This is a genomic window from Kitasatospora phosalacinea, assembly GCF_000717185.1.
GTDB lineage: Bacteria > Actinomycetota > Actinomycetes > Streptomycetales > Streptomycetaceae > Kitasatospora > Kitasatospora phosalacinea_A.
The window spans coordinates 26,211-47,307 of record NZ_JNYE01000061.1 but is presented as its reverse complement, the minus strand read 5'-3'; the positions used below and the strand labels follow the sequence as shown (position 1 = coordinate 47,307).

Genomic DNA, 21,097 nt, shown 5'->3' with positions numbered 1-21,097 from the left:
TTCGCCGACGCCGTCACCACCCTCACCACCCACGGCGTCACCCGCTTCCTGGAACTCGGCCCCGACGCCGTCCTGACCGCAATGGCCGCCCACAGCACCACCGACGACCAGGTGGTCCTGCCCGCCCTGCGCCGGGGCCGCCCCGAGGAGCAGACCACCGTCACCGCCCTCGCCACCCTGCACACCCACGGCACCCCCGTCGACTGGCACGCCTTCTACCCCGACACCACCACCCTCCCCGACCTGCCCACCTACCCCTTCCAACGGCAGCGCTACTGGCTGGAGCCGTCCGCCAACGACGGCGACCCGTCCTCGCTCGGCCTGGAGGCCGTCGGCCACCCGCTGCTGGGGGCGGCCACCGTGCTGGCGGACTCGGAGGGCGTGGTGCTGTCCGGTCTGCTGTCCACGGCGGCGCAGCCCTGGCTGGGGGATCACGTGGTGCTGGACACCGTGCTGTTCCCGGGGACGGGGTTCGTCGAGCTGGCGTTGCGGGCCGGGGCGGAGACCGGGTGCCCGGTGGTGCGGGACCTGACGCTGGAGGCGCCGTTGGCGGTGCCCGAGCAGGGGGCCGCCGTCCAGGTGAGCGTGCAGGAGCCGGACGGGGACGGTTGCCGTCCGTTCGCCGTGCACGCCCGGGTCCGGGGCGGTGACGGCGCCTGGGTGCGGCACGCGGCCGGGGTGCTGGCGCCGGAGGGGTCGGTCGAGCCGGTGGGGCCGGACCTGGTGCGGTGGCCGCCCGCGGGGGCGGTGCCGGTCGAGTGGGAGGGCGGGTACGAGCGGCTGGCCGAGGAGGGGTACCGGTACGGTCCGGTGTTCCGCGGGCTGCGGGCCGCGTGGCGGGACGGCGAGGACCTGTACGCGGAGGTGTCGCTGCCGGAGACCGAGGCGTCCCGGGCCGACGCGGCCCGCTACGGCCTGCACCCGGCGCTGCTGGACGCCGCCCTGCACGTGCAACTGCTCGCGGACCTGCCCGCGGACCTGCCCGCGGACGGCGGGCGCGAGGGCGCGGCGGCGCCGATGGTGCCGTTCGCGTGGAACGGGGTGACGCTCGGCGCGGCCGGTGCGGCCGCGCTGCGGGTGCGGATCAGCCCGGACGGCCCGGACACGGTGGTGGTGACGGTCGCGGACGCGTCCGGCCTGCCGGTGGCGGCGGTGCGGGGCCTGGTGGCCCGGCCGCTGTCGATCGGTCAAGTCAAGTCCGGAGTAGGGGAGTTGCTGCACCAGGTGCACTGGGAGGCGGCCCCGGACGGGGGCGCGTCCGCGGTGGACGCCCGGGTGCTGCGGGTGCCCGCGCCGACCGGGGACGACGACCTGCCGGGGGCGGTGCGCACCGTCCTGGGCGGAGTGCTGGCGGAGGTCCGCTCGCACCTGGCCGACCCGTCGGGCGGGGTGCTGGCGGTGGTGACCGAGGGCGCGCTGCCGGTGGGCGCGGGGGAGTCCGGCGACCCGGGAACGGCGCCGGTGTGGGGCCTGCTCCGGGCCGCGACCGCGGAGAACCCGGGGCGCTTCGTCCTGGTCGACGCCGAACCCTCCACCGGGGAAGGCGAGTTGCAGCGGGCGCTGCGCAGCGGTGAGCCCGAGGTGGCGGTCCGCTCCGGCGCGCTGCTCGTGCCGCGGCTGCGGCGGGCGCCCGCCCCGGCGGCGGACCCGCTGGGCGGCTGGGACCGGGACGGGACCGTCCTGGTCACCGGCGGCACCGGCGGCCTGGGCGCGCTGCTGGCCCGCCACCTGGTGGTCGAGCACGGGGTGCGCCGCCTGCTGCTGACCAGCCGCCGCGGCCCGGCGGCCGAGGGTGCCCGGGAGCTGTGCGGGGAACTGGCCGCGCTCGGCGCGCACGCGCAGGCCGTGGCCTGCGACGTCGCCGACCGGGACGCCGTCGCCGCGCTCCTCGCCGACGTGCCCGCCGCGCACCCGCTGACCGCGGTCGTGCACGCCGCGGGCGTGGTCGACAACGGCCTGGTGGAGACGCTGGGCGCGGAGCGCCTCGACGCGGTGCTGCGGCCCAAGGCCGACGGCGCCTGGCACCTGCACGAGTTGACGAAGGGGCTCGACCTCGCGGCGTTCGTGCTGTTCTCCTCGGCGGCGGGCCTGGTGCTCGGCGCGGGGCAGGCCAACTACGCGGCCGCCAACGCCTTCCTGGACGCGCTGGCCGCGCACCGCCGGGCCGCCGGGCTGCCCGGCCTGTCGCTGGCCTGGGGCGCCTGGGCGGCGGACGGCGGCGGCATGGCCGGCGAACTGGACGAGGCCGACCTGCGCCGCCTGGGCCGCCTGGGCCTGCCGCCGATCACCGCGGCCGAGGGCCTGGCGCTGTTCGACGCGGCGCTGGGCGTCGCGTCGACACCGGGCTCCGCGTCCGGTTCCGCGTCCGGTTCCGCGTCCGGTTCCGCGTCCGGCTCCGCGCCCGGCGGGGACGCGGCGCTGCTCGTCCCGCTGCGGGTGGACGCGGCGGCGCTGCGGGCCCGTACCGACGTGCTGCCCGCGGTGCTGCGCCTCCCGGCCACGGCGGGGAAGCGCAGCGGCAGCGGCAGCGGCAGCGGCGCCGCGGCGGGGACGCTGCCGCGCGTGCTGGCGGGGCTGCCCGCCGCGGAGCGCGAGGAGTACCTGCTGGGCGTGGTCACCGGGCGGGTCGCCGCGGTCCTCGGCCACGGCTCGGAGGCCGCGGTGCGGCCCGACCGGGCGCTGTCCGAACTCGGCTTCGACTCGCTGACCGCGGTCGAACTCCGCAACCAGCTGGGCGCGTTGGCCGGACGCACGCTCCCGGCGACGCTGGTCTTCGACCACCCGACGCCCGCCGCGCTGGCCCGCCACCTGCGGGAGCTGATCGACCCGGCGGCCGCCGACCCGGCCGCGCACGTGCACGCCGAACTCGACCGGCTGGAGGCGCTGCTGACCGCGGCCGATCCGGCCGCCCCGGGCCGTCCGGCGGTCGCCGCCCGGCTCGAAGCGCTGCTGCGCCGCTGGCAGGCGCAGGGCGCGAACACCGGCCTCCCCGCCGACGGGGAGCCGGAGCAGGACTTGGAACAGGCCAGTGACGACGAGCTCTTCCACGTGCTCGACCAGGAGTTGGGGACTCAGTGAACGGGCCGGGTGCGAAGGGGCGGGGGATGGAAGACCGGACCACGGACAGGCAGGACGCGGGCACCGCGGACAAGTTGCGCGACTACCTCAAACGCGCGACCGCCGACCTGCAGCAGACCAAGCGGCGGCTGCGCGAGGTCGAGGAGGCCGCGGCCGAACCGATCGCGATCGTCGGCATGGCCTGCCGCTACCCGGGCGGCGTCGCCGGGCCGCAGGACCTGTGGGAGCTGGTCTCCCGGGGGCGGGACGCGATCGGCGACTTCCCGGCCGACCGCGGCTGGGACGTCGAGGCGATCTACGACCCGGAACCCGGGAAGCCGGGCCGGACGTACGTGCGCCAGGGCGGCTTCCTGCCCGGCGCCGGGGGCTTCGACGCCGAGTTCTTCGGCATCAGCCCCAACGAGGCCCGGCGCGCCGACCCGCAGCAGCGGATCCTGCTGGAGGTCTGCTGGGAGGCGTTCGAGCGGGCCGGGCTGGACCCGCTGGCGCTGCACGGCAGCGACACCGGCGTCTACACCGGCCTGATGTACCACGACTACATCCAGGGCAGCCCGGGCGGCAGCCTGGTCTCCGGCCAGGTCGCGTACAGCCTCGGCCTCCAGGGGCCGGCGATCTCGCTGGACACCGCCTGCTCCTCCTCGCTGGTCGCGGTCCACCTGGCCTGCCAGGCGCTGCGCCGCGGCGAGGTGGAACTGGCGCTCGCGGGCGGGGTCACCGTGATGGGCACCCCGGAGATGTTCGTCGACTTCAGCCGCCAGCGCGGCCTGGCGCCCGACGGGCGCAGCAAGGCGTTCTCCGCGGACGCCGACGGCACCTCCTGGTCCGAGGGCGCGGGGGTGCTGCTGCTGGAGCGGCTCTCCGACGCCCGCCGCAACGGCCACCGGGTGCACGCGGTGGTGCGCGGCTCTGCGATGAACCAGGACGGCGCCTCCAACGGCATCACCGCGCCCAACGGCCCCGCCCAGGTGCGGGTGCTGCGCGCCGCGCTGGCCGCCGCCGGGCTGACCCCGGCCGAGGTGGACGCGGTCGACGCGCACGGCACCGGCACCACGCTGGGCGACCCGATCGAGGCGCAGTCGCTGATCGAGGTCTACGGGCGGCGCGGCGACGCCGAGCCGCTGCGGCTGGGCTCGGTCAAGTCCAACCTGGGGCACCCGCAGGCCGCGGCCGGGGTCGCCGGGATCATCAAGATGGTGCTGGCGATGGAGCACGGCGTCCTGCCGCGCACCCTGCACCTGGCCGAGCCGACCCCGCACGTGGACTGGTCGGCGGGCACGGTGCGGCTGCTCGCCGAGAACGAGGACTGGCCCGCCGTCGACCGGCCGCGCCGCTCCGCGGTCTCCTCCTTCGGGATCAGCGGCACCAACGCGCACGTCATCCTGGAGCAGGCCCCGGAGGAAGAGCCCGCCGGGCCCGCCGCCGACCCCGCGGCCGTCCCGTTCGCGCTCGCCGCCAAGACGCCCGCCGCGCTGGCCGCGGCCGCCGAGCGGCTGGCCGCGCACCTGCGCCGCCGCCCCGAACTGGCGCTCGCCGACCTGGGCCGCTCGCTGGCCACCGGCCGCTCCGCGTTCGAGCACCGGGCGGTGCTGGTCGGCCGGGACCGGGACGAACTGCTGGCCGGGCTGGACGCGCTGGCCGCCGGACAACCGTCCGCCGCGGCCGTCACCGGCGGAGCCGAGGCGTCCGACCGGACGGCGTTCGTGGTCACCGGCAGCGTCGAGGCGCCCGGCCGGACCGCCTTCGTGTTCACCGGCGGCGACCCGCTGCCGCCCGGCACCGCCGCCGGGCTGCTGGACGGCTCCGAGCCGTTCGCCCGGCAGGTCGCCGACTGCGAGCGGGAACTCGCCCCGCTGCTGGGCGGATCGGTGGCCGAGGTGCTGCGCGGCGCCCCGGGCGCCCCCGCGGCGGACCTCCCGGAGGTCGCCGCCGCGGTCCGCTGGACGGTGCAGGTCGCGCTGGCCGCGCTGTGGCGGGCGCACGGCGTCGCACCGGACGCCGTGCTGGGCCACGGCCCCGGGGAGGTCGCCGCGGCGACCGTCGCCGGAGCGCTGTCCCTGGCCGACGGCGCCCGGGCCGCGGTCGCCCTGGGCCGCGGCGACGCGGCCGACCTGACCGGGAGCGCCGCACCGGCGGCGGACCCGTCCGTGCGCCGCCCGGCCCTCTACTCGGCCGCCACCGGCGGCCGGGTCGACCCGGAGACCGTCGGCACCGGCCCGTGGCTCGCCGCGCTGGAGCGCGACGCGGACCCGGCGCCCGTGCTCAAGGAACTCGCCGTCAACGGCCACCGCGCCTTCGTCGGCATCGGACCCGACCCGGAACTCGCCGCCCTGCTGGGGGAGGCGTCCGGCGACGGGGCCGCGGCCGTCGACACCCCGCTCGCCCCGGGCCCCGACGCCCTGGAGCGGTTCGCGCGCGCCGCCGCCGCCCTGCACGTGCACGGCACCACCGTGCGCTGGGAGGGGTTCTTCCCGGCCGGGCGGACCGTCGACCTGCCCACCTACCCGTTCCGGCACACCCACTACTGGACGCTGCCCGAGCCGTTCACCGCTCCGGCCGCCCCCGCTCGGGACGCCGCGGCGGACCGGCTGCGCCACCGGGTGCGGTGGTCCCCGGTCGAGCCGCTCACCGCCGCCGCCCCTGCCGCCGCGCCGTCCGGGGCCGTGCTGTCCGGGCTGTGGCTGGTCGCGGCCGACGACCGCACCCCCGGGGCCGACGCGGTGCTGGCGGCCCTGGCCGAGCACGGCGCCGAGACGCTCCGCCTCGCCGTGGACCCGGCCGCCGCGGACCGCGCCGAACTGGCCGCCGGGATCACCGCGCTCCTCGGCGAGGAGCAGCCCGCGGGCGTGCTCTCGCTGCTGGCCCTGGGCGGCCCGGACGCCGCCGAGGTGCCCGCGCCGGGCGTCACCGCGACCGTCCCGCTGCTGCAGGCCGTCCTGGACGCCGGGATCACCGCGCCGTTCTGGTGCGCGACCCGCGCCGCGGTGGCCGTCGACCCGGACGAGGACGTCGACCCGTCGGCGGCCGCGCTGTGGGGCGCGGGCACCGTGCTCTCCCTCGACCTGCCCGCCGTCTGGGGCGGCCTGGTCGACCTGCCCGCGGACCTCGGCCCCGAGGCGGCCGCCCTGCTGGCCGCGGTGCTGTCCGGCCGCTCCGGCGAGGACCAGGTCGCCGTCCGCGGCGGCCGGGCGCACGCCCGCCGCCTGGTCCCCGCCCCGGCCGACGGCCCGGTCCCGGCCGGGCTGCCGTGGCGGCCGGACGGCACGGTGCTGGTCACCGGCGGCACCGGCGCGATCGGCGCGGCCGTCGCCCGGCGGCTGGCCCGCTCCGGCGCCCGGCACCTGGTGCTGACCAGCCGCCGCGGCCCGGACGCCCCCGGCGCGGCCGAGCTGACCGCCGAGCTCGCCGCGTCCGGCGCCGAGGTGACGATCGCCGCCTGCGACGTCACCGACGGCCCGGCCGTCACCGAACTCGTCGCCGGGCTACCGCAGTTGACCGCGGTGGTGCACGCCGCCGGGCAGCTGCCCGCGGAGACCGCGTTCGGCGAGCTGACGGCGCAGGAGTTCGCCCGCGCCACCCGCGCCAAGATCGCCGGGGCGCACCACCTGGACCGGGCCGTCGGCGACCGCCCGCTGGACGCCTTCGTGCTGTTCGCCTCCGGCGCGGCCGTCTGGGGCACCGCGGGCCGCGCCCCCTACGCCGCCGGCAACGCCTACCTCGACGGCCTGGCCCAGCACCGCCGGGCCCGCGGCGCCGCCGCCACCTCCGTCGCCTGGGGCACCTGGGCGGGCGGCGGCATGGTCGACGCCGAGGCCGACGAGCACCTGCGGCACCTCGGCCTGGCCTCGCTGGACCCCGACGCGGCGCTCGACGAACTGTGGCGCGCCCTGGCCCTGGACGAGGGCCACCTGGTGGTCGCCGACATCGACTGGGCCAGGTTCGCCCCGGTCTACGCCGCGGCCCGGCCCCGGCCGCTGCTGCACGAACTGCCCGCCGCCGTCCGCGCCCTGGACGGCGACGACCAGGAGCGGACGTCCGCGGACGGCCCGTCGCTGGCCGAACGGCTCACCGGCCGCTCCGCCCCGGAACGGGCCCGGATCGTGCTGGGCCTGGTCCGCGAGCAGGCGGCCGCCGTCCTCGGCCACGACGGGGCCGGCGCGGTCGAACCCGGACGCACCTTCAAGGACCTCGGCTTCGACTCGGTCTCGGCGGTCGACTTCCGCAACCGGCTCAGCGCCGCGTCCGGCGTCAAACTGCCCGCCACCGTCGTGTTCGACCACGCCAACCCCCGGGCGCTGGCCGAGTTCCTGGAGGCCGAACTGGCCGACCTGGCCCCCGGCGGCGCCGCCGCGGTGGCCGCCGAACTCGACCGGCTGGAGGCCCTGATCGACGGCCTCGCCCCGGAAGAGGCCGACCGGGCCAGGATCGGCCCCCGGCTCCAGGCCCTGGCGGCCCGGCTGAACGGCGCCCGCGGCGCCGCACCCGGGCCCGAACTGGCCCACGTACTCGAATCCGCAAGCGCGGAAGACCTGTTCAACCTGCTGGACCAAGAGCTCGGATCGAGCGGAAACGGCGAGGGTTTCTGATGGCTGAGGAAGCAAAGCTGCTCGACTACCTCAAGCGGGCGACCGCCGAGTTGCACGAGACCCGCAACCGGCTGCGCGAGGTGGAGGCGGCGGACCGGGAGCCCGTCGCGATCGTCGCGATGAGCTGCCGCTACCCCGGGGACGTGCGCTCCCCGGAGGACCTGTGGCGGCTTGTCGACGAGGGCACCGACGCGATCGGCCCGTTCCCCACCGACCGCGGCTGGAACACCGCCTCCCTCTACGACGCCGACCCGGACCGCCCCGGCACCAGCTACGTGAACCAGGGCGGCTTCTTCTACGGCGCGCCCGAGTTCGACGCGGGCCTGTTCGGGATCTCCCCGCGCGAGGCCCTCACCATGGACCCGCAGCAGCGCCTGGCCCTCGAACTCGCCTGGGAGGCGTTCGAGCGGGCCGGGCTGGCCCCGGACGGGCTGCGCGGCGAACGCGTCGGCGTGTTCCTCGGCAGCGGCAGCCAGGACTACTACGAGGACCTGGCGCCCGGCGCCGTCGCCGCCGTCATCGACGACTACCTGAGCACCGGCAACGCCGCCTCGGTGATCTCCGGCCGGGTCGCGTACTCCTTCGGCCTGGAGGGCCCCGCCCTCACCGTCGACACCGCCTGCTCCTCCTCGCTGGTCGCCCTGCACCTGGCCGTGCAGGCGCTGCGCCGCGGCGAGTGCACGATGGCGCTGGCGGGCGGCGTGATGGTGATGGCCGCACCCGGCCCGTTCGTCGCGTTCAGCAAGCAGCGCGGCCTCGCCCCCGACGGCCGCTGCAAGGCGTTCGCCGAGGGCGCCGACGGCACCGGCTGGGCCGAGGGCGCGGGCACCCTGCTGCTGGAGCGGCTCTCCGACGCCCGCCGCAACGGCCACCGCGTCCTCGCCGTGGTCCGCGGCTCCGCGGTCAACTCCGACGGCGCCTCCAACGGCCTCACCGCCCCCAACGGCCCGTCCCAGCAGCGCGTCATCCGGCAGGCGCTGGCCGACGCGGGCCTGACCGCCGCCGACGTCGACGCGGTCGAGGGCCACGGCACCGGCACCGTCCTCGGCGACCCGATCGAGGTGCAGGCGCTGCTCGCCACCTACGGCAAGGAGCGCACCGGCGGCCGCCCGCTGTGGCTCGGCTCGATCAAGTCCAACATCGGGCACGCGCAGGCCGCGGCCGGGGTCGGCGGCGTCATCAAGATGGTCGAGGCGATGCGCCACGGCGTCCTGCCGCAGACCCTGCACGCCGCGAAGCCCTCCGAGCGGGTCGACTGGACCGCCGGGAACGTCCGGCTGCTCAGCGCCCGCCGCGAGTGGCCGCAGACCGGCGCGCCCCGCCGGGCCGCCGTCTCCTCCTTCGGCGTCAGCGGCACCAACGCGCACGTCGTCCTGGAACTGCCCGACCCCGAACCGGCCGCCGGGATCGCCGAGAACGCCGGGGCCCCCGCCGCCGAGCCCGTCCCGTGGCTGCTCGGCGGCCACGGCGAGGACGCCCTGCGCGCCCAGGCCGCCCGGCTGCTCGCCCACCTCGACGCGCACCCCGACACCGACCCCGCCGACCTCGGCCTCTCGCTGGCCACCGGCCGCGCCGCGCTCGACCGCCGGGCCGTCGTCCTGGCGTCCGACCGGGACGCCGCCCGCACCGCCCTGGCCGCCCTCGCCGCCGGCACCCCCGGCCCCGAGGCGGTGCACGGCGCCGCCGACCCCGGCCTGACCGCCTTCCTGTTCTCCGGCCAGGGCGCCCAGCACGTCGGCATGGGCAAGGAGCTGTACGAGGCCCACCCGGTGTTCGCCGCCGCCTTCGACGAGGTCTGCGCCGCCTTCCAGCTCGAACACCCGCTGCGCACCGTCGTGTTCGGCAAGCCCCGGCTGCTCGACCAGACCCGGTACACCCAGCCCGCGCTGTTCGCCGTCGAGGTCGCGCTGTACCGCCTGGTCGAGTCCTGGGGCCTGACCCCGGACCTGCTGCTGGGCCACTCCGTCGGCGAGATCGCCGCCGCGCACGTCGCCGGGGTGCTGTCGCTCGCCGACGCCGCCACCCTGGTCACCGCCCGCGGCCGCCTCATGCAGGCGCTCCCGTCCGGCGGCGCGATGGTCGCCGTCGAGGCCACCGAGGAGGAGGCCGCCGAACTGCTCGGCGCGGGCGTCGCCCTCGCCGCCGTCAACGGCCCCCGCTCGGTGGTGCTCTCCGGCGACGAGGACCCCGTCCTGAAGGTCGCCGCGCACTTCGCCGACCAGGGCCGCCGGACCCACCAGCTGACGGTCTCGCACGCCTTCCACTCGGCCCGGATGGACCCGATGCTGGAGGAGTTCCGCGCGGTCGCCGCCCAGCTCACCTACCACGCCCCGGCCCTCACCCTGGTCTCCTCGCTGACCGGCGAGGTCGCCACCGCCGAGCAGCTCACCGACCCCGAGCACTGGGTCCGCCAGGTCCGCGGCACCGTGCGCTTCCACGACGGCGTGCAGCGCCTCGCCGCGGAGGGCGCCACCCGCTTCGCCGAGGTCGGCCCCGACAGCGTCCTGCTCGCCCCCGCCCAGGAGACCCTCGCCGACGCGACCGGCCCGGCCGCGTTCGTCCCCCTCCTGCGCAAGGGCCGCCCCGAGGCGGCCACCCTGCTCACCGCCCTGGCCCGGCTGCACGTCAGCGGCGCCGCGGTCGACTGGGCCGCCCTGTTCGCCGGGACCGGTGCCCGCCGCACCGACCTGCCCACGTACGCCTTCCAGCGCCGCCGCTACTGGCTCGACGCCCGCGGCGGCGGCGACGGCGGCGCGACCGTCGCCGCGGCCGGCCTGGCCACCGCGGGCTACGGCGGCGGCGAGCACCCGCTGCTGGGCGCCGCCGTCACCCTCGCCGACACCGACGGCGCCGTGATGACCGGCCGGCTCTCCGCCGAGGCCCAGCCCTGGCTCGCCGACCACGTCCTGGGCACCGCCGTCACCGTCCCCGGCACCGCGTTCGTCGAACTCGCCGTCCGGGCCGGCGACCTGGTCGGCTGCGGCCGGGTCGAGGAACTCACCCTCAGCAGCCCGCTGGTGCTGCCCGCCGGAGCGGCCGTCCGGATCCAGGTCGCCGTGCACGCCCCCGACCCCGCCGGGCGCCGCACCCTGACCGTCCACTCCCGCCCCGACGAGGACGGCCCCGGCACCGACTGGACGGTGCACGCCACCGGCACCGTCGCCCCCGCCGCCGACCTCCCCGCCGCCCCGGCCGCCCCGTGGCCGCCGAGCGCGGCCCGGCCCGTCGCCCTGGACGGCCTCTACGAGTCCTTCGCCGCCACCGGCATCGACTACGGGCCCGCGTTCCGCGCCCTCGAGGCGGTGTGGCAGCACGGCGAGGAGATCCTCGCCGAGGTCCGGCTGCCCGAGGGCGAGACCCGGCGGGCCGCCGCCTTCGGCCTGCACCCCGCCGCGCTCGACGCCGCCACCCACGCGCTGCGCGCCACCGGCGGCGGCGAGGACGGCGACGACGGGCCGGGCCGGATGCCGTTCTCCTGGTCCGGCGTGCAACTCGCCGCCACCGGCGCGAGCGTGCTGCGGGTCCGCTTCACCCCGGCCGGCCCCGACGCGTTCGCCGTCGAGGCCACCGACCCGGCCGGCGGCCTCGTCGCCCGGATCGACTCCGTCGCCTTCCGCCCCCTGGTGCTGCCCGCCGCCACCGCCGCGGCCCCGCTGTACCGCCTGGAGTGGCGGACCGTCCCGACCGCCCCCGCCGCCGACACCCCGTACGCGCTGCTGACCAGCGCCCCCGGCGGCGACGCCGGGGCCGTGCACGCCGCCACCGCCGCCGCCCTGGCCGCCGTCCAGGAGCAGCTGTCCGAGGAGCGCGCCGCCGCCCCCGTCCTGGTCGTGGCCACCCGCGGCGCGCTGTCCACCGACGGCGAGGACGTCACCGACCCGGCCGGCGCCGCCGTCTGGGGCCTGGTCCGCTCCGCCCAGTCCGAGCACCCCGGCCGCTTCGTCCTGCTCGACACCGACCCCGGCACCGACCGGGACGACGAGGCCCTCGCCGCCCTGCTGCCCGCGCTGCTCGCCACCGGCGAACCGCAGCTCGCCCTGCGCGGCACCACCGCCCGCGCCCCCCGGCTGGCCCGGCTGCCCCGGCCGGAGCACACCGCCCCGGCGCTCGACCCCGAGGGCACCGTCCTGGTCACCGGCGCCTCCGGCGCGATCGGCACCCTGCTGGCCCGCCACCTGGTCGCCGCGCACGGCGTGCGCCGCCTGCTGCTGCTCAGCCGCACCGGCCCCGCCGCGCTGGCCGCCCTGGCCACCGAACTGGCCGCCGCCGGGGCCGAGGTCCGCACCGCGGCCTGCGACGTCGCCGACCGGGCGGCCCTCGCCGCCGTCCTCGCCGACGTGCCCGCCGCGCACCCGCTGACCGCCGTCGTGCACGTCGCGGGCGTCCTCGACGACGGCGTCGTCACCGCCCTGACCGCCGAGCGCACCGCCGCCGTGCTGCGCCCCAAGGTCGACGGCACCCTCAACCTGCACGAGCTGACCGCGGACGCCCCGCTCGCCGCGTTCGTCCTGTTCTCCTCGGTCTCCGGCGTCCTCGGCACCCCCGGCCAGGCCAACTACGCCGCCGCCAACAGCTTCCTGGACTCCTTCGCCGCCCACCGCCGCGCCCGCGGCCTGCCCGCGCTCGCCCTCGCCTGGGGCCAGTGGGAGCAGCCCGGCGGCATGGCCGGCACCGGCCGCACCGTCGGCACCGCGGCCCTCGCCCCGCTGACCGCCGAGGAGGGCCTGGCCCTGTTCGACGCCGCGCTCGGCACCGGCCTGGCCGCGCTCGCCCCGGTCAAGCCGAACTTCCGGGCGCTGCGCGAGCGCGCCGCCGACACCCTGCCCCGGCCGCTGCACGACCTGGCCGGACCGTCCCGGCTGCGCACCGCCGCCACCGCCGCGGCGGGCGGGGACGCCACCGCCTTCGACCGAACGCTGGCCGCGCTGCCCGTCACCGAACGCCCCGCGGCCGTCCTCGAACTGGTCCGCACCCACGCTGCCGCGGTGCTCGGCTACGCTTCCGCCGCCGACGTCGAACCCACCGGCCAGTTCCAGCAGTTGGGCTTCGACTCGCTGACCGCCGTCGAACTGCGCAACCACCTCAACGCGGCCACCGGGCTGCGCCTGCCCGCGACCCTGGTCTTCGACTACCCGACGCCCGCCGTGCTCGCCGAGCACCTGCTCAGCGAGACCTCCGGCCCGGCCGCCGCCGTCACCGCCCAGCAGAACCACCACGACGAGCCGATCGCGATCGTCGGCATGGCCTGCCGCCTGCCCGGCGGCGTCGGCTCCCCGGCCGACCTGTGGCGGCTGCTCTCCGACGGCGAGGACGGCATCGGCCCGTTCCCCGCCGACCGCGGCTGGGACCTCGCCGCCCTGCACGACCCGACCGGCGGACGCCCCGGCACCACCAGCGTCAACGAGGGCGGCTTCCTCTACGACGCGGGCGACTTCGACCCGGCCTTCTTCGGCGTCGCCCCCAAGGAGGCGGCCCTGGTCGACCCGCAGCAGCGCCTGCTGCTGGAGGCGTCCTGGGAGGCCCTGGAGCGCTCCGGCATCGACCCGCAGCAGCTCAAGGGCAGCCCCACCGGCGTCTACGCGGGCGTCCAGTTCCACGACTACGTCGGCAGCAACAGCACCGGCTCCATCGTCACCGGCCGGATCGCCTACACCCTCGGCCTGGAGGGCCCCGCCGTCTCCGTCGACACCGCCTGCTCCTCCTCGCTGGTCGCCCTGCACTGGGCCGCCCAGGCGCTGCGCGGCGGCGAGTGCTCGCTCGCCCTCGCGGGCGGCGTCACCGTGATGGCCACCCCGGAGACCTTCGTCGAGTTCTCCCGCCAGGGCGGCCTGGCCGCCGACGGCCGCTGCAAGGCCTTCTCCGCGGACGCCGACGGCACCGCCTGGGCCGAGGGCGTCGGCGTCCTCGTCCTGGAGCGGCTCTCCGACGCCCGCCGCAACGGCCACCCCGTGCTCGCCCTGGTCCGCGGCTCCGCGGTCAACCAGGACGGCATGTCCAACGGCCTCACCGCGCCCAACGGCCCCGCCCAGCAGCGCGTCATCCGCCAGGCCCTGGCCAACGCCGGGCTCACCGCCGCCGACGTCGACGCCGTCGAGGCGCACGGCACCGGCACCCGGCTCGGCGACCCGATCGAGGCCCAGGCGCTGCTCGCCACGTACGGTGCCGAACTGCCCGCCGACCGGCCGCTGCGGGTCGGCTCGGTCAAGTCCAACATCGGGCACGCCCAGGCCGCGGCCGGCGCCGCCTCGGTGATCAAGATGGTGCTGGCGCTCGGCCACGAGGAGCTCCCGCGGACGCTGCACGTCTCCGCGCCCTCGCCCGAGGTCGACTGGTCGGCCGGCAGCGTCAGCCTGCTCACCGAGCCCGTCGCCTGGCCGCGCGGCGCCCGGGTCCGCCGGGCCGGCGTCTCCTCCTTCGGCATCAGCGGCACCAATGCCCACGTCATCATCGAGGAGCCGCCCGCCCCCGTCCCCGCCGCTGCCCCGGCCCCGGCCGCTGCCCCGGCCCCGCAGGCGCCCGCCACGATCGCCTGGCCGGTCTCCGCCCGCACCCCCGGCGCGCTGCGCGCCCAGGCCGAACGGCTGCTCGCCCACCTCGACGAGGCCTACGACCAGGACCCCGCCGTCACCGGCCACGCCCTGGCCACCACCCGCTCCGCCTTCGCCCACCGGGCCGTCCTGGTCGGCAGCAAGCGCGGCGACTTCCTGCGCGGCCTGATGGCCCTCGCCGACGGCGAGCAGACCCCCGGCCTGCTCACCGGCACCGCCACCGCCACCGGCCGCAGCGCCGTCCTGTTCTCCGGACAGGGCTCCCAGCGGATCGGCATGGGCGCCGAACTGCACCGCGCCTCCCCGGTGTTCGCCGCCGCCTTCGACGAGGTCTGCGCCGCGCTCGACCCGCACCTGGACCGGCCGCTGCGCGAGGTGATCGACGGCGACCAGCGCACCCTCAACCGCACCGGCTACGCCCAGGCCGCGCTGTTCGCGATCGAGGTCGCGCTGTACCGCCTGGTCGAGTCCTTCGGCCTGCGCCCCGACTACCTCGCCGGGCACTCGGTCGGCGAACTCGCCGCCGCCCACGTCGCCGGGGTCTGGACGCTCCCCGACGCGGCCGCCCTGGTCGCCGCCCGCGGCCGCCTCATGCAGGCGCTGCCCGGGGGCGGCGCGATGATGGCGATCGCCGCCCCCGAGGCCGAGGTGCGCGCCGCCCTGGTCGACGGCGTCGACGTCGCCGCCGTCAACGGCCCCGCCTCCACCGTGGTCTCCGGCCCCGAGGACGCCGTCCTCGCCGTCGGCGCGGGCTTCAGCCGCTCCAAGCTGCTGGCCGTCTCGCACGCCTTCCACTCCGCCCTGATGGACCCGATGCTCGACGAGTTCCGCCGCGTCGCGCAGGGCATCTCCTACGCGCCGCCGCGCATCCCGGTGGTCTCCAACCTCACCGGCGCCCTCGCCGCGCCCGAGGAGCTCACCGACCCCGAGTACTGGGTCCGCCACGTCCGCCACGCCGTCCGCTTCGCCGACGGCGTCACCACCCTGCGCGAGCAGGGCGTCACCCGGTACCTGGAACTCGGCCCGGACGCCACCCTGACCGCGCTCGCCGCCGAGACCCTCGGCGCCGAGGCCGCCGAACAGGCCGTCCTCACCCCGCTGCTGCGCAAGGACCAGGACGAGCTGCGCGCCCTGTGGACCGGCCTCGCCGCCCTGCACGCCCACGGCCTGACCCCGGACTGGGCCGCCGTCTACCGCGGCACCGGCCACGCCCCCGCCCCCGTCGACCTGCCCACCTACCCGTTCCAGCGCAAGCGCTACTGGTACCAGGGCGCTGCTGCCGGTGCCGCCGGTGCCGCCGGCGGCGTCCAGCACCCGCTGGCCGGCACCGCCACCGAACTCGCCGGGGACGGCGGCCTGCTGCTCACCGGCCGGATCTCGCTCGGCACCCACGCCTGGCTCGCCGACCACCGGGTCTCCGGCGCCCTCGTCTTCCCCGGCACCGGCCTGGTCGAACTCGCGCTGCACGCCGGGGAGCAGCTCGGCCTCGACCGCCTGGACGAACTCGTCCTGGAGGCCCCGCTGATCCTGCCCGAGACCGACGGCGTGCGCGTCCAGTGCACCGTCGGCGCCCCCGGCCAGGGCGGCGGCCGCACCTTCACCGTCCACTCCCGCACCGAGTCCGGCCCGGCCGGCCGCCCCTGGACCAGGCACGCCACCGGACAGCTCACCCGCGGCACCGGGCCCGGCTTCGACCTGGCCGCCTGGCCGCCCGCCGGGGCCCGGCCGATCGCCCTGGACGGCCGCTACCAGGAACTCGCCGACGCCGGACTCGCCTACGGACCGGCCTTCCGCGGCCTGCGCGCCGCCTGGAAGCACGGCGAGGAGGTCTACGCCGAGATCGGCGCCGACCCGGCCGCGACCCTGGAGACGGAGGGCTACGGCCTGCACCCCGCCCTCTTCGACGCCGCCCTGCACGCCATCGGCCTCAGCGGCGCGGGCAGCGGCGAACCCGTCCTGCCGTTCTCCTGGGAGCAGGTCGAACTGCACGCGGTCGGCGCCGCCGAACTGCGGGTCCGGGTCCGCCCGACCGGCACCGGCACCGCCGCCCTCGACCTCGCCGACACCACCGGCCGGCCCGTCGCCACCGTCGGCGCCCTGGTGCTGCGGCCCGCCGCCGCCCTGGCCCGCCCCGCCGAGCCGGACACCGGCGCCGACGCGATGTACCGCCTCGGCTGGCAGCGCACCGAAGGCGGCAAGGGGGCCGCGGGCACCGCCGACTGGACCGTCGTCGGCGCCGACCCGTGGGGCCTGGCCGCCGCCCTCGGCACCCCCGCCCGGCCCGACCTGGAAGAGGCCTACGGCGCCCGCACCTTCGTCCTCGCCGCCGGCGCGGACACCGCTGCCGCCGACCCCGCCGACCCCGCTGCCGCCGACCCCGCCGACCCCGCTGCCGCCGACCCCGCTGCCGCCGCCCGGGACGCCCTGCACCGCACCCTCGGGTTCCTCCAGGAGTGGCTCGCCGACGAGCGCTTCGCCGCCACCCGGCTGCTCGTCGTCACCCGGGGCGCCCAGGACACCGGCCGGCAGCAGCCCCGCGACCTGGTCGGCGCCGCGGTGGCCGGCCTGGTGCGCTCCGCCCAGGCCGAGCACCCCGACCGGATCGTCCTGGTCGACCTGGACGAGGCGGCGCCCGTCGCCGCGAGCCTCGCGGCCGCCGTCGCCGGCGGCGAACCGCAGATCGCCATCCGCGGCGGCGCCCTGCTCGCCCCCCGGATCGAACCCGCCACCGGGCCCGACACCGGGTCCGACACCGGGTCCGCCGGGTCCGCAGCCGGGGCCGCCGACACCCCGGCCTGGGACCGGGACGGCACCGTCCTGATCACCGGCGGCACCGGCGCCCTCGGCGCCGCGGTCGCCACCCACCTCGCCGCCCGGCACGGCGTCCGGCACCTGCTGCTGGTCGGCCGCCGCGGCGCCGACGCCCCCGGCGCGGCCGAACTCACCGCCCGGATCCAGGAGTTGGGCGCCACCGCGACCCTCGCGGCCTGCGACGTCGCCGACCGCGCGGAACTCGCCGCGCTGCTCGCCGGCATCCCGGCCGACCGGCCGCTGCGCGGTGTGGTGCACGCCGCCGGCGTCATCGACGACGCCGTGATCGCCTCGCTCACCCCCGAGCGCGTCGACACCGTGCTGCGGCCCAAGACCACCGCCGCCGCCAACCTGCACGCCCTCACCGCGGGCCTCGACCTGACCTCCTTCGTCCTGTTCTCCTCCGCCTCCGGCGTCCTCGGCGCCCCCGGCCAGGGCAGCTACGCCGCCGCCAACGCGTTCCTGGACGCACTGGCCGCGGACCGGCGCGCCGCCGGCCTGCCCGGCACCTCGCTGGCCTGGGGCGTCTGGGACCAGAGCGGCGGCACCGGCATGGCCTCCGGGCTGAGCGAGGCCGACCTGCGCCGGATCGCCGAAACCGGCGTCGGCGCGCTCACCACCGAACAGGGCCTGGCCCTGTTCGACCGGGCGGCCGACCTCACCGACGCCGTCCTGCTGCCGGTCAACCTCGACCGCGAGGCCCTCGACCGGGCGGGCGACGAACTGCCCGTCCTGCTGCGCGGCCTGGTCCGCGGCCAGGGCGGCACCGCCAAGCGCGTCGCGGGCACCGCCGAACCGGAGGCCGAGACCGGCGGCTCGCTGCGCGAACGCCTCGCCGCGATGCCCGCCCCCAAGCGCGTCCCCGCCCTGATCGACCTGGTCCGCGGCCAGGCCGCGACCCTCCTCGGCTTCGCCGACCCCCAGGAGGTCGCCGTCGACCGGGCGTTCAGCGAACTCGGCTTCGACTCGCTCTCCGCGATGGGCCTGCGCAACAAGCTGATGATCGTCACCGGCCTGAAGCTCCCCACCAGCCTCATCTTCGACTACCCCACCACCCAGCTGCTGGCCGACCACCTGGCCACCGAACTGCTCCCGCAGGAGGACGAAGCGGGCGAGGAACCCCTCACCGACGAGCGGATCACCGAGATCCTCGGCGCCATCCCGCTCACCCGGCTGCGCGACGCCGGACTGCTGGACAGCCTGCTCGAACTGGCGGGCGTCCGCGCCCCGCAGGGCGAGGAGGACGGGACGGAGGACCGCGAGCCCCTCTCGGACAGCTCGATCGACGAGATGGACAGCGAAGCCCTGATCAACCTGGTCATCGGCGGAGCCGCCGACCTGGACTGATCCCGACCCGGCCCGGCCCGACCCAAGCCCGGCCCGACCCGGCCCGGCCCGACCCGGCCCAAGCCCGCGGGGGCGCCCACCGACCGACCGTCGGCAGGCGCCCCCGCGGCGTCTTCGCGGCGCTGCTGGAAGGGGAGTTCCACCCACCACCGGCGCGATCGGGGCCGGTTCCCCCAAACAGCGGGTGACGGGCGCGGCTCCGCCCTAACGTTGTCCGTACGGCGGGCCGCGACCGTGCACTGCCGACCAGCACCGACCGGGGGGATGCCGTGCTCTCCATCAGGGGAAACGCCACAGAACTGCTGCGCACCCGCGCCGAACAGCTCATCCGGGGGATCGGCGGGCTGAACACCTCCGTCCAGACCGCGATCGACGACCCCAACATCCGGCTGATGGTGCTGGTGGACGCCGTGGACGGTGACCGGAACCAGAACACCCGGGTCTCCTGGGCGGCGCCGGACACCCAGATATCGGTCACCGTGGAGATCGCTGCCCGCGGTGACGGTCTGTACCAGGGCCTGTTGCACGAGCTGGTGCTGCACGCCGTCCCCGCGGTGCAGCGGCACCTGGCCGCCATCGCGCAGCACCGGGCGCCGGTGTACCCGGTCGGCAGGCAGATCCTCGTGGAGGAGGCCCAGGAGCACGCTTCGCAGGCGGGATGGCTGCTGATGGCCGAACTCGCCATCGCCAGCGGCCTCACCGGCCTCCTCGACGCTGCCGTGATGGACGCCTGTGCCCACGACAAGGGCATCGCCCGCGCGGTCGTCAGGTCCCTCCGCCAGCGCAACCTGATCACTCAGGAGGACGCCGCCGACCTCTACGACGAGATCGATTCCTGACCGGCCACGGACGGCCCTGTCGCACCGTCACCTCCCGGTTCCCCGCCCCCGCCGGGACCGGCGCCCCGAGCTCCACGGCTCACCCGCCCCCCTCGCGGGCGCCCTCGTCTGTCGGCGAGGACCCGACGAGCCGACGCAGTCGTCGTGCGGCGGCTCGAAGGGGACGTCCGGTCACTCACCACCGGCCGCGGCCCGCTCCGCGCGCGGGCGGCGCAGGGCGGCCGGGGCGAGGGCGGGGGAGCGCCAGGCGCCGTCCGGCCGGTAGAGGTCGGTGCCGGGCGGGACGATCTCGTCGATCCGGTCCAGCACCTCGTCCTCCAGGACCAGTGCGGCCCCCTTGAGCAGCCCGTCCAGCTGTCCGGGCGTCCGGGGCCCGAGGATCACCGAGGTGACGGCCGGGTGGGCGAGCGGGAAGGCGACGGCGAGTTCGGGCAGCGTGCAGCCGATGCCGTCGGCCAGCTCGACGAGCTGCTCGACCACCTCCAGCTTGCGGGCGTTCTCCGGCAGCGCCGGGTCGAAGCGGTGCGGGGTCAGCGCGGCCCGCCCGCCGCCCAGGTCGACCGGGCCGCCCTTGCGGTAGCGCCCGGTCAGGAAGCCGGAGGCGAGCGGCGCCCAGGTCAGCACGCCCATGCCGTGGCGGCGGGCCACCGGCAGCACCGAGGACTCGATGCCGCGGGCCAGCAGCGAGTACGGCGGCTGCTCGGTCCGGAACCGGGGCAGGGCGCGCCGCTCGGCCGTCCAGTGCGCCTCGACGATCTCCGCGGCCGGGAACGTCGAGCAGCCGAACGCCCGGACCTTGCCCTGCCGGACGAGGTCGCCGAGCACCGACAGGGTCTCCTCCACGTCGGTGCGGTGGTCGGGCCGGTGCACCTGGTACAGGTCGATCCAGTCGGTGCGCAGCCGCCGCAGGCTGTCCTCCACCGCCCGCAGGATCCACCGCCGCGAGTTCCCGCCCCGGTTGGGCCCCTCACCCATCGGGAAGTGCACCTTGGTGGCCAGCACCACGTCCTCGCGCCGCCCCTGCAGCGCCTTGCCGACGATCTCCTCGGACTCGCCCGCCGAGTACATGTCGGCCGTGTCGACGAAGTTGATCCCGGCGTCCAGCGCGGCGTGCACGATCCGCACGCCCTCCCGGTGGTCCGGGTTGCCGACCGCACCGAGCATCATCGTGCCCAGGCAGTGCGTGCTCACCTCGATGCCGGTGCCGCCGAGAAACCGGTAACGCATGCTCCAACCCCCTCCGACCGCGCCCGCTCGGGCGCGCCGCCGGCCACAGTAGGGCTTGGAGTCCGCTCTAGATCAACCCCGGTGCGTGCGGTCAGTACCAGGCGGAGCAGAGGCCGTCGTTCGGGCAGAACACCACGTACGTCGCGTTGTAACCGGCCCGGACGGTCAGACTCGCCGGGTCCGGACCGTAGTTGACGTTCGATCCGGGGTCCGGCGTGGCGGTGAACGTCACCACGGTCCCCACCGGGAAGAGCGCGTCACACGTACCGGACGTGTCGGGCTGCGGCGCCGGGTCCTCCTCGTACGGGTTCCACTCGCTCTGGTGGCAGTTGATGCCGGCCGGGTTGCTGACCACGGTGCCGCCGCCCCAGCCGTCGCTGGTCCAGGCCGTCACGTGACTCTGCGTCGTAGTCGTAGTCGTAGTCGTAGTCGTAGTCGTAGTCGTCGTCGCGGCCCGGGCGGAGACGGGGGGTGTGCATGGGAAATCGCCTCCCGGGGCTCGACCTGCCCCGTACCTCCCAGTCTCCGCCCCCACCCCGCCCATTTGAACCCCCGCCACCAGGTAGCTTCCCGCCACCCCCCGACCACACCCTCCGCCCGCGGCGCCGGGCGATGGGGGATCACGGCGCGACACGTGTTCGGGCCGGTCGGAGGACGAGGCCGG

Annotated in this window: 6 protein-coding genes; 4 read left to right on the top strand and 2 right to left on the bottom strand. The window is 77.4% G+C overall.

Annotated elements, in window-relative coordinates:
- The 4 genes from OO57_RS24145 to OO57_RS24130 all read left to right on the top strand — a co-directional run.
- Positions 1 to 3,078 (top strand): type I polyketide synthase (locus OO57_RS24145; protein WP_158715210.1); only part of this gene is annotated, 3,078 nt, incomplete at its 5' end.
- 26 nt (positions 3,079 to 3,104) lie between these two features.
- Positions 3,105 to 7,661 (top strand): type I polyketide synthase, encoded by a 4,557-nt coding sequence (locus OO57_RS24140; protein ID WP_051778175.1) that lies wholly within the window; start codon positions 3,105 to 3,107, stop codon positions 7,659 to 7,661.
- Entirely contained in the window at positions 7,634 to 18,367 is a 10,734-nt protein-coding gene (locus OO57_RS24135; protein WP_418909910.1) for an SDR family NAD(P)-dependent oxidoreductase, read from the top strand. Before OO57_RS24140 ends, OO57_RS24135 begins: the two co-directional genes overlap by 28 nt.
- A gap of 269 nt (positions 18,368 to 18,636) precedes the next feature.
- Positions 18,637 to 19,206, top strand: a complete 570-nt coding sequence (locus OO57_RS24130) for a hypothetical protein (RefSeq protein ID WP_033254724.1) — start codon at positions 18,637 to 18,639, stop codon at positions 19,204 to 19,206.
- A gap of 171 nt (positions 19,207 to 19,377) precedes the next feature.
- Here the strand turns inward: OO57_RS24130 and OO57_RS24125 are convergent, their stop codons facing one another.
- Both OO57_RS24125 and OO57_RS24120 read right to left on the bottom strand, forming a co-directional pair.
- Positions 19,378 to 20,433, bottom strand: coding sequence for an aldo/keto reductase (locus tag OO57_RS24125; RefSeq protein ID WP_033254723.1), 1,056 nt, complete (start codon positions 20,431 to 20,433; stop codon positions 19,378 to 19,380).
- 91 nt (positions 20,434 to 20,524) lie between these two features.
- Positions 20,525 to 20,827: a hypothetical protein gene (locus OO57_RS24120; RefSeq protein ID WP_051778174.1), complete on the bottom strand. Its 303-nt coding sequence runs from the start codon at positions 20,825 to 20,827 to the stop codon at positions 20,525 to 20,527.
- Positions 20,828 to 21,097: the final 270 nt, after the last annotated feature.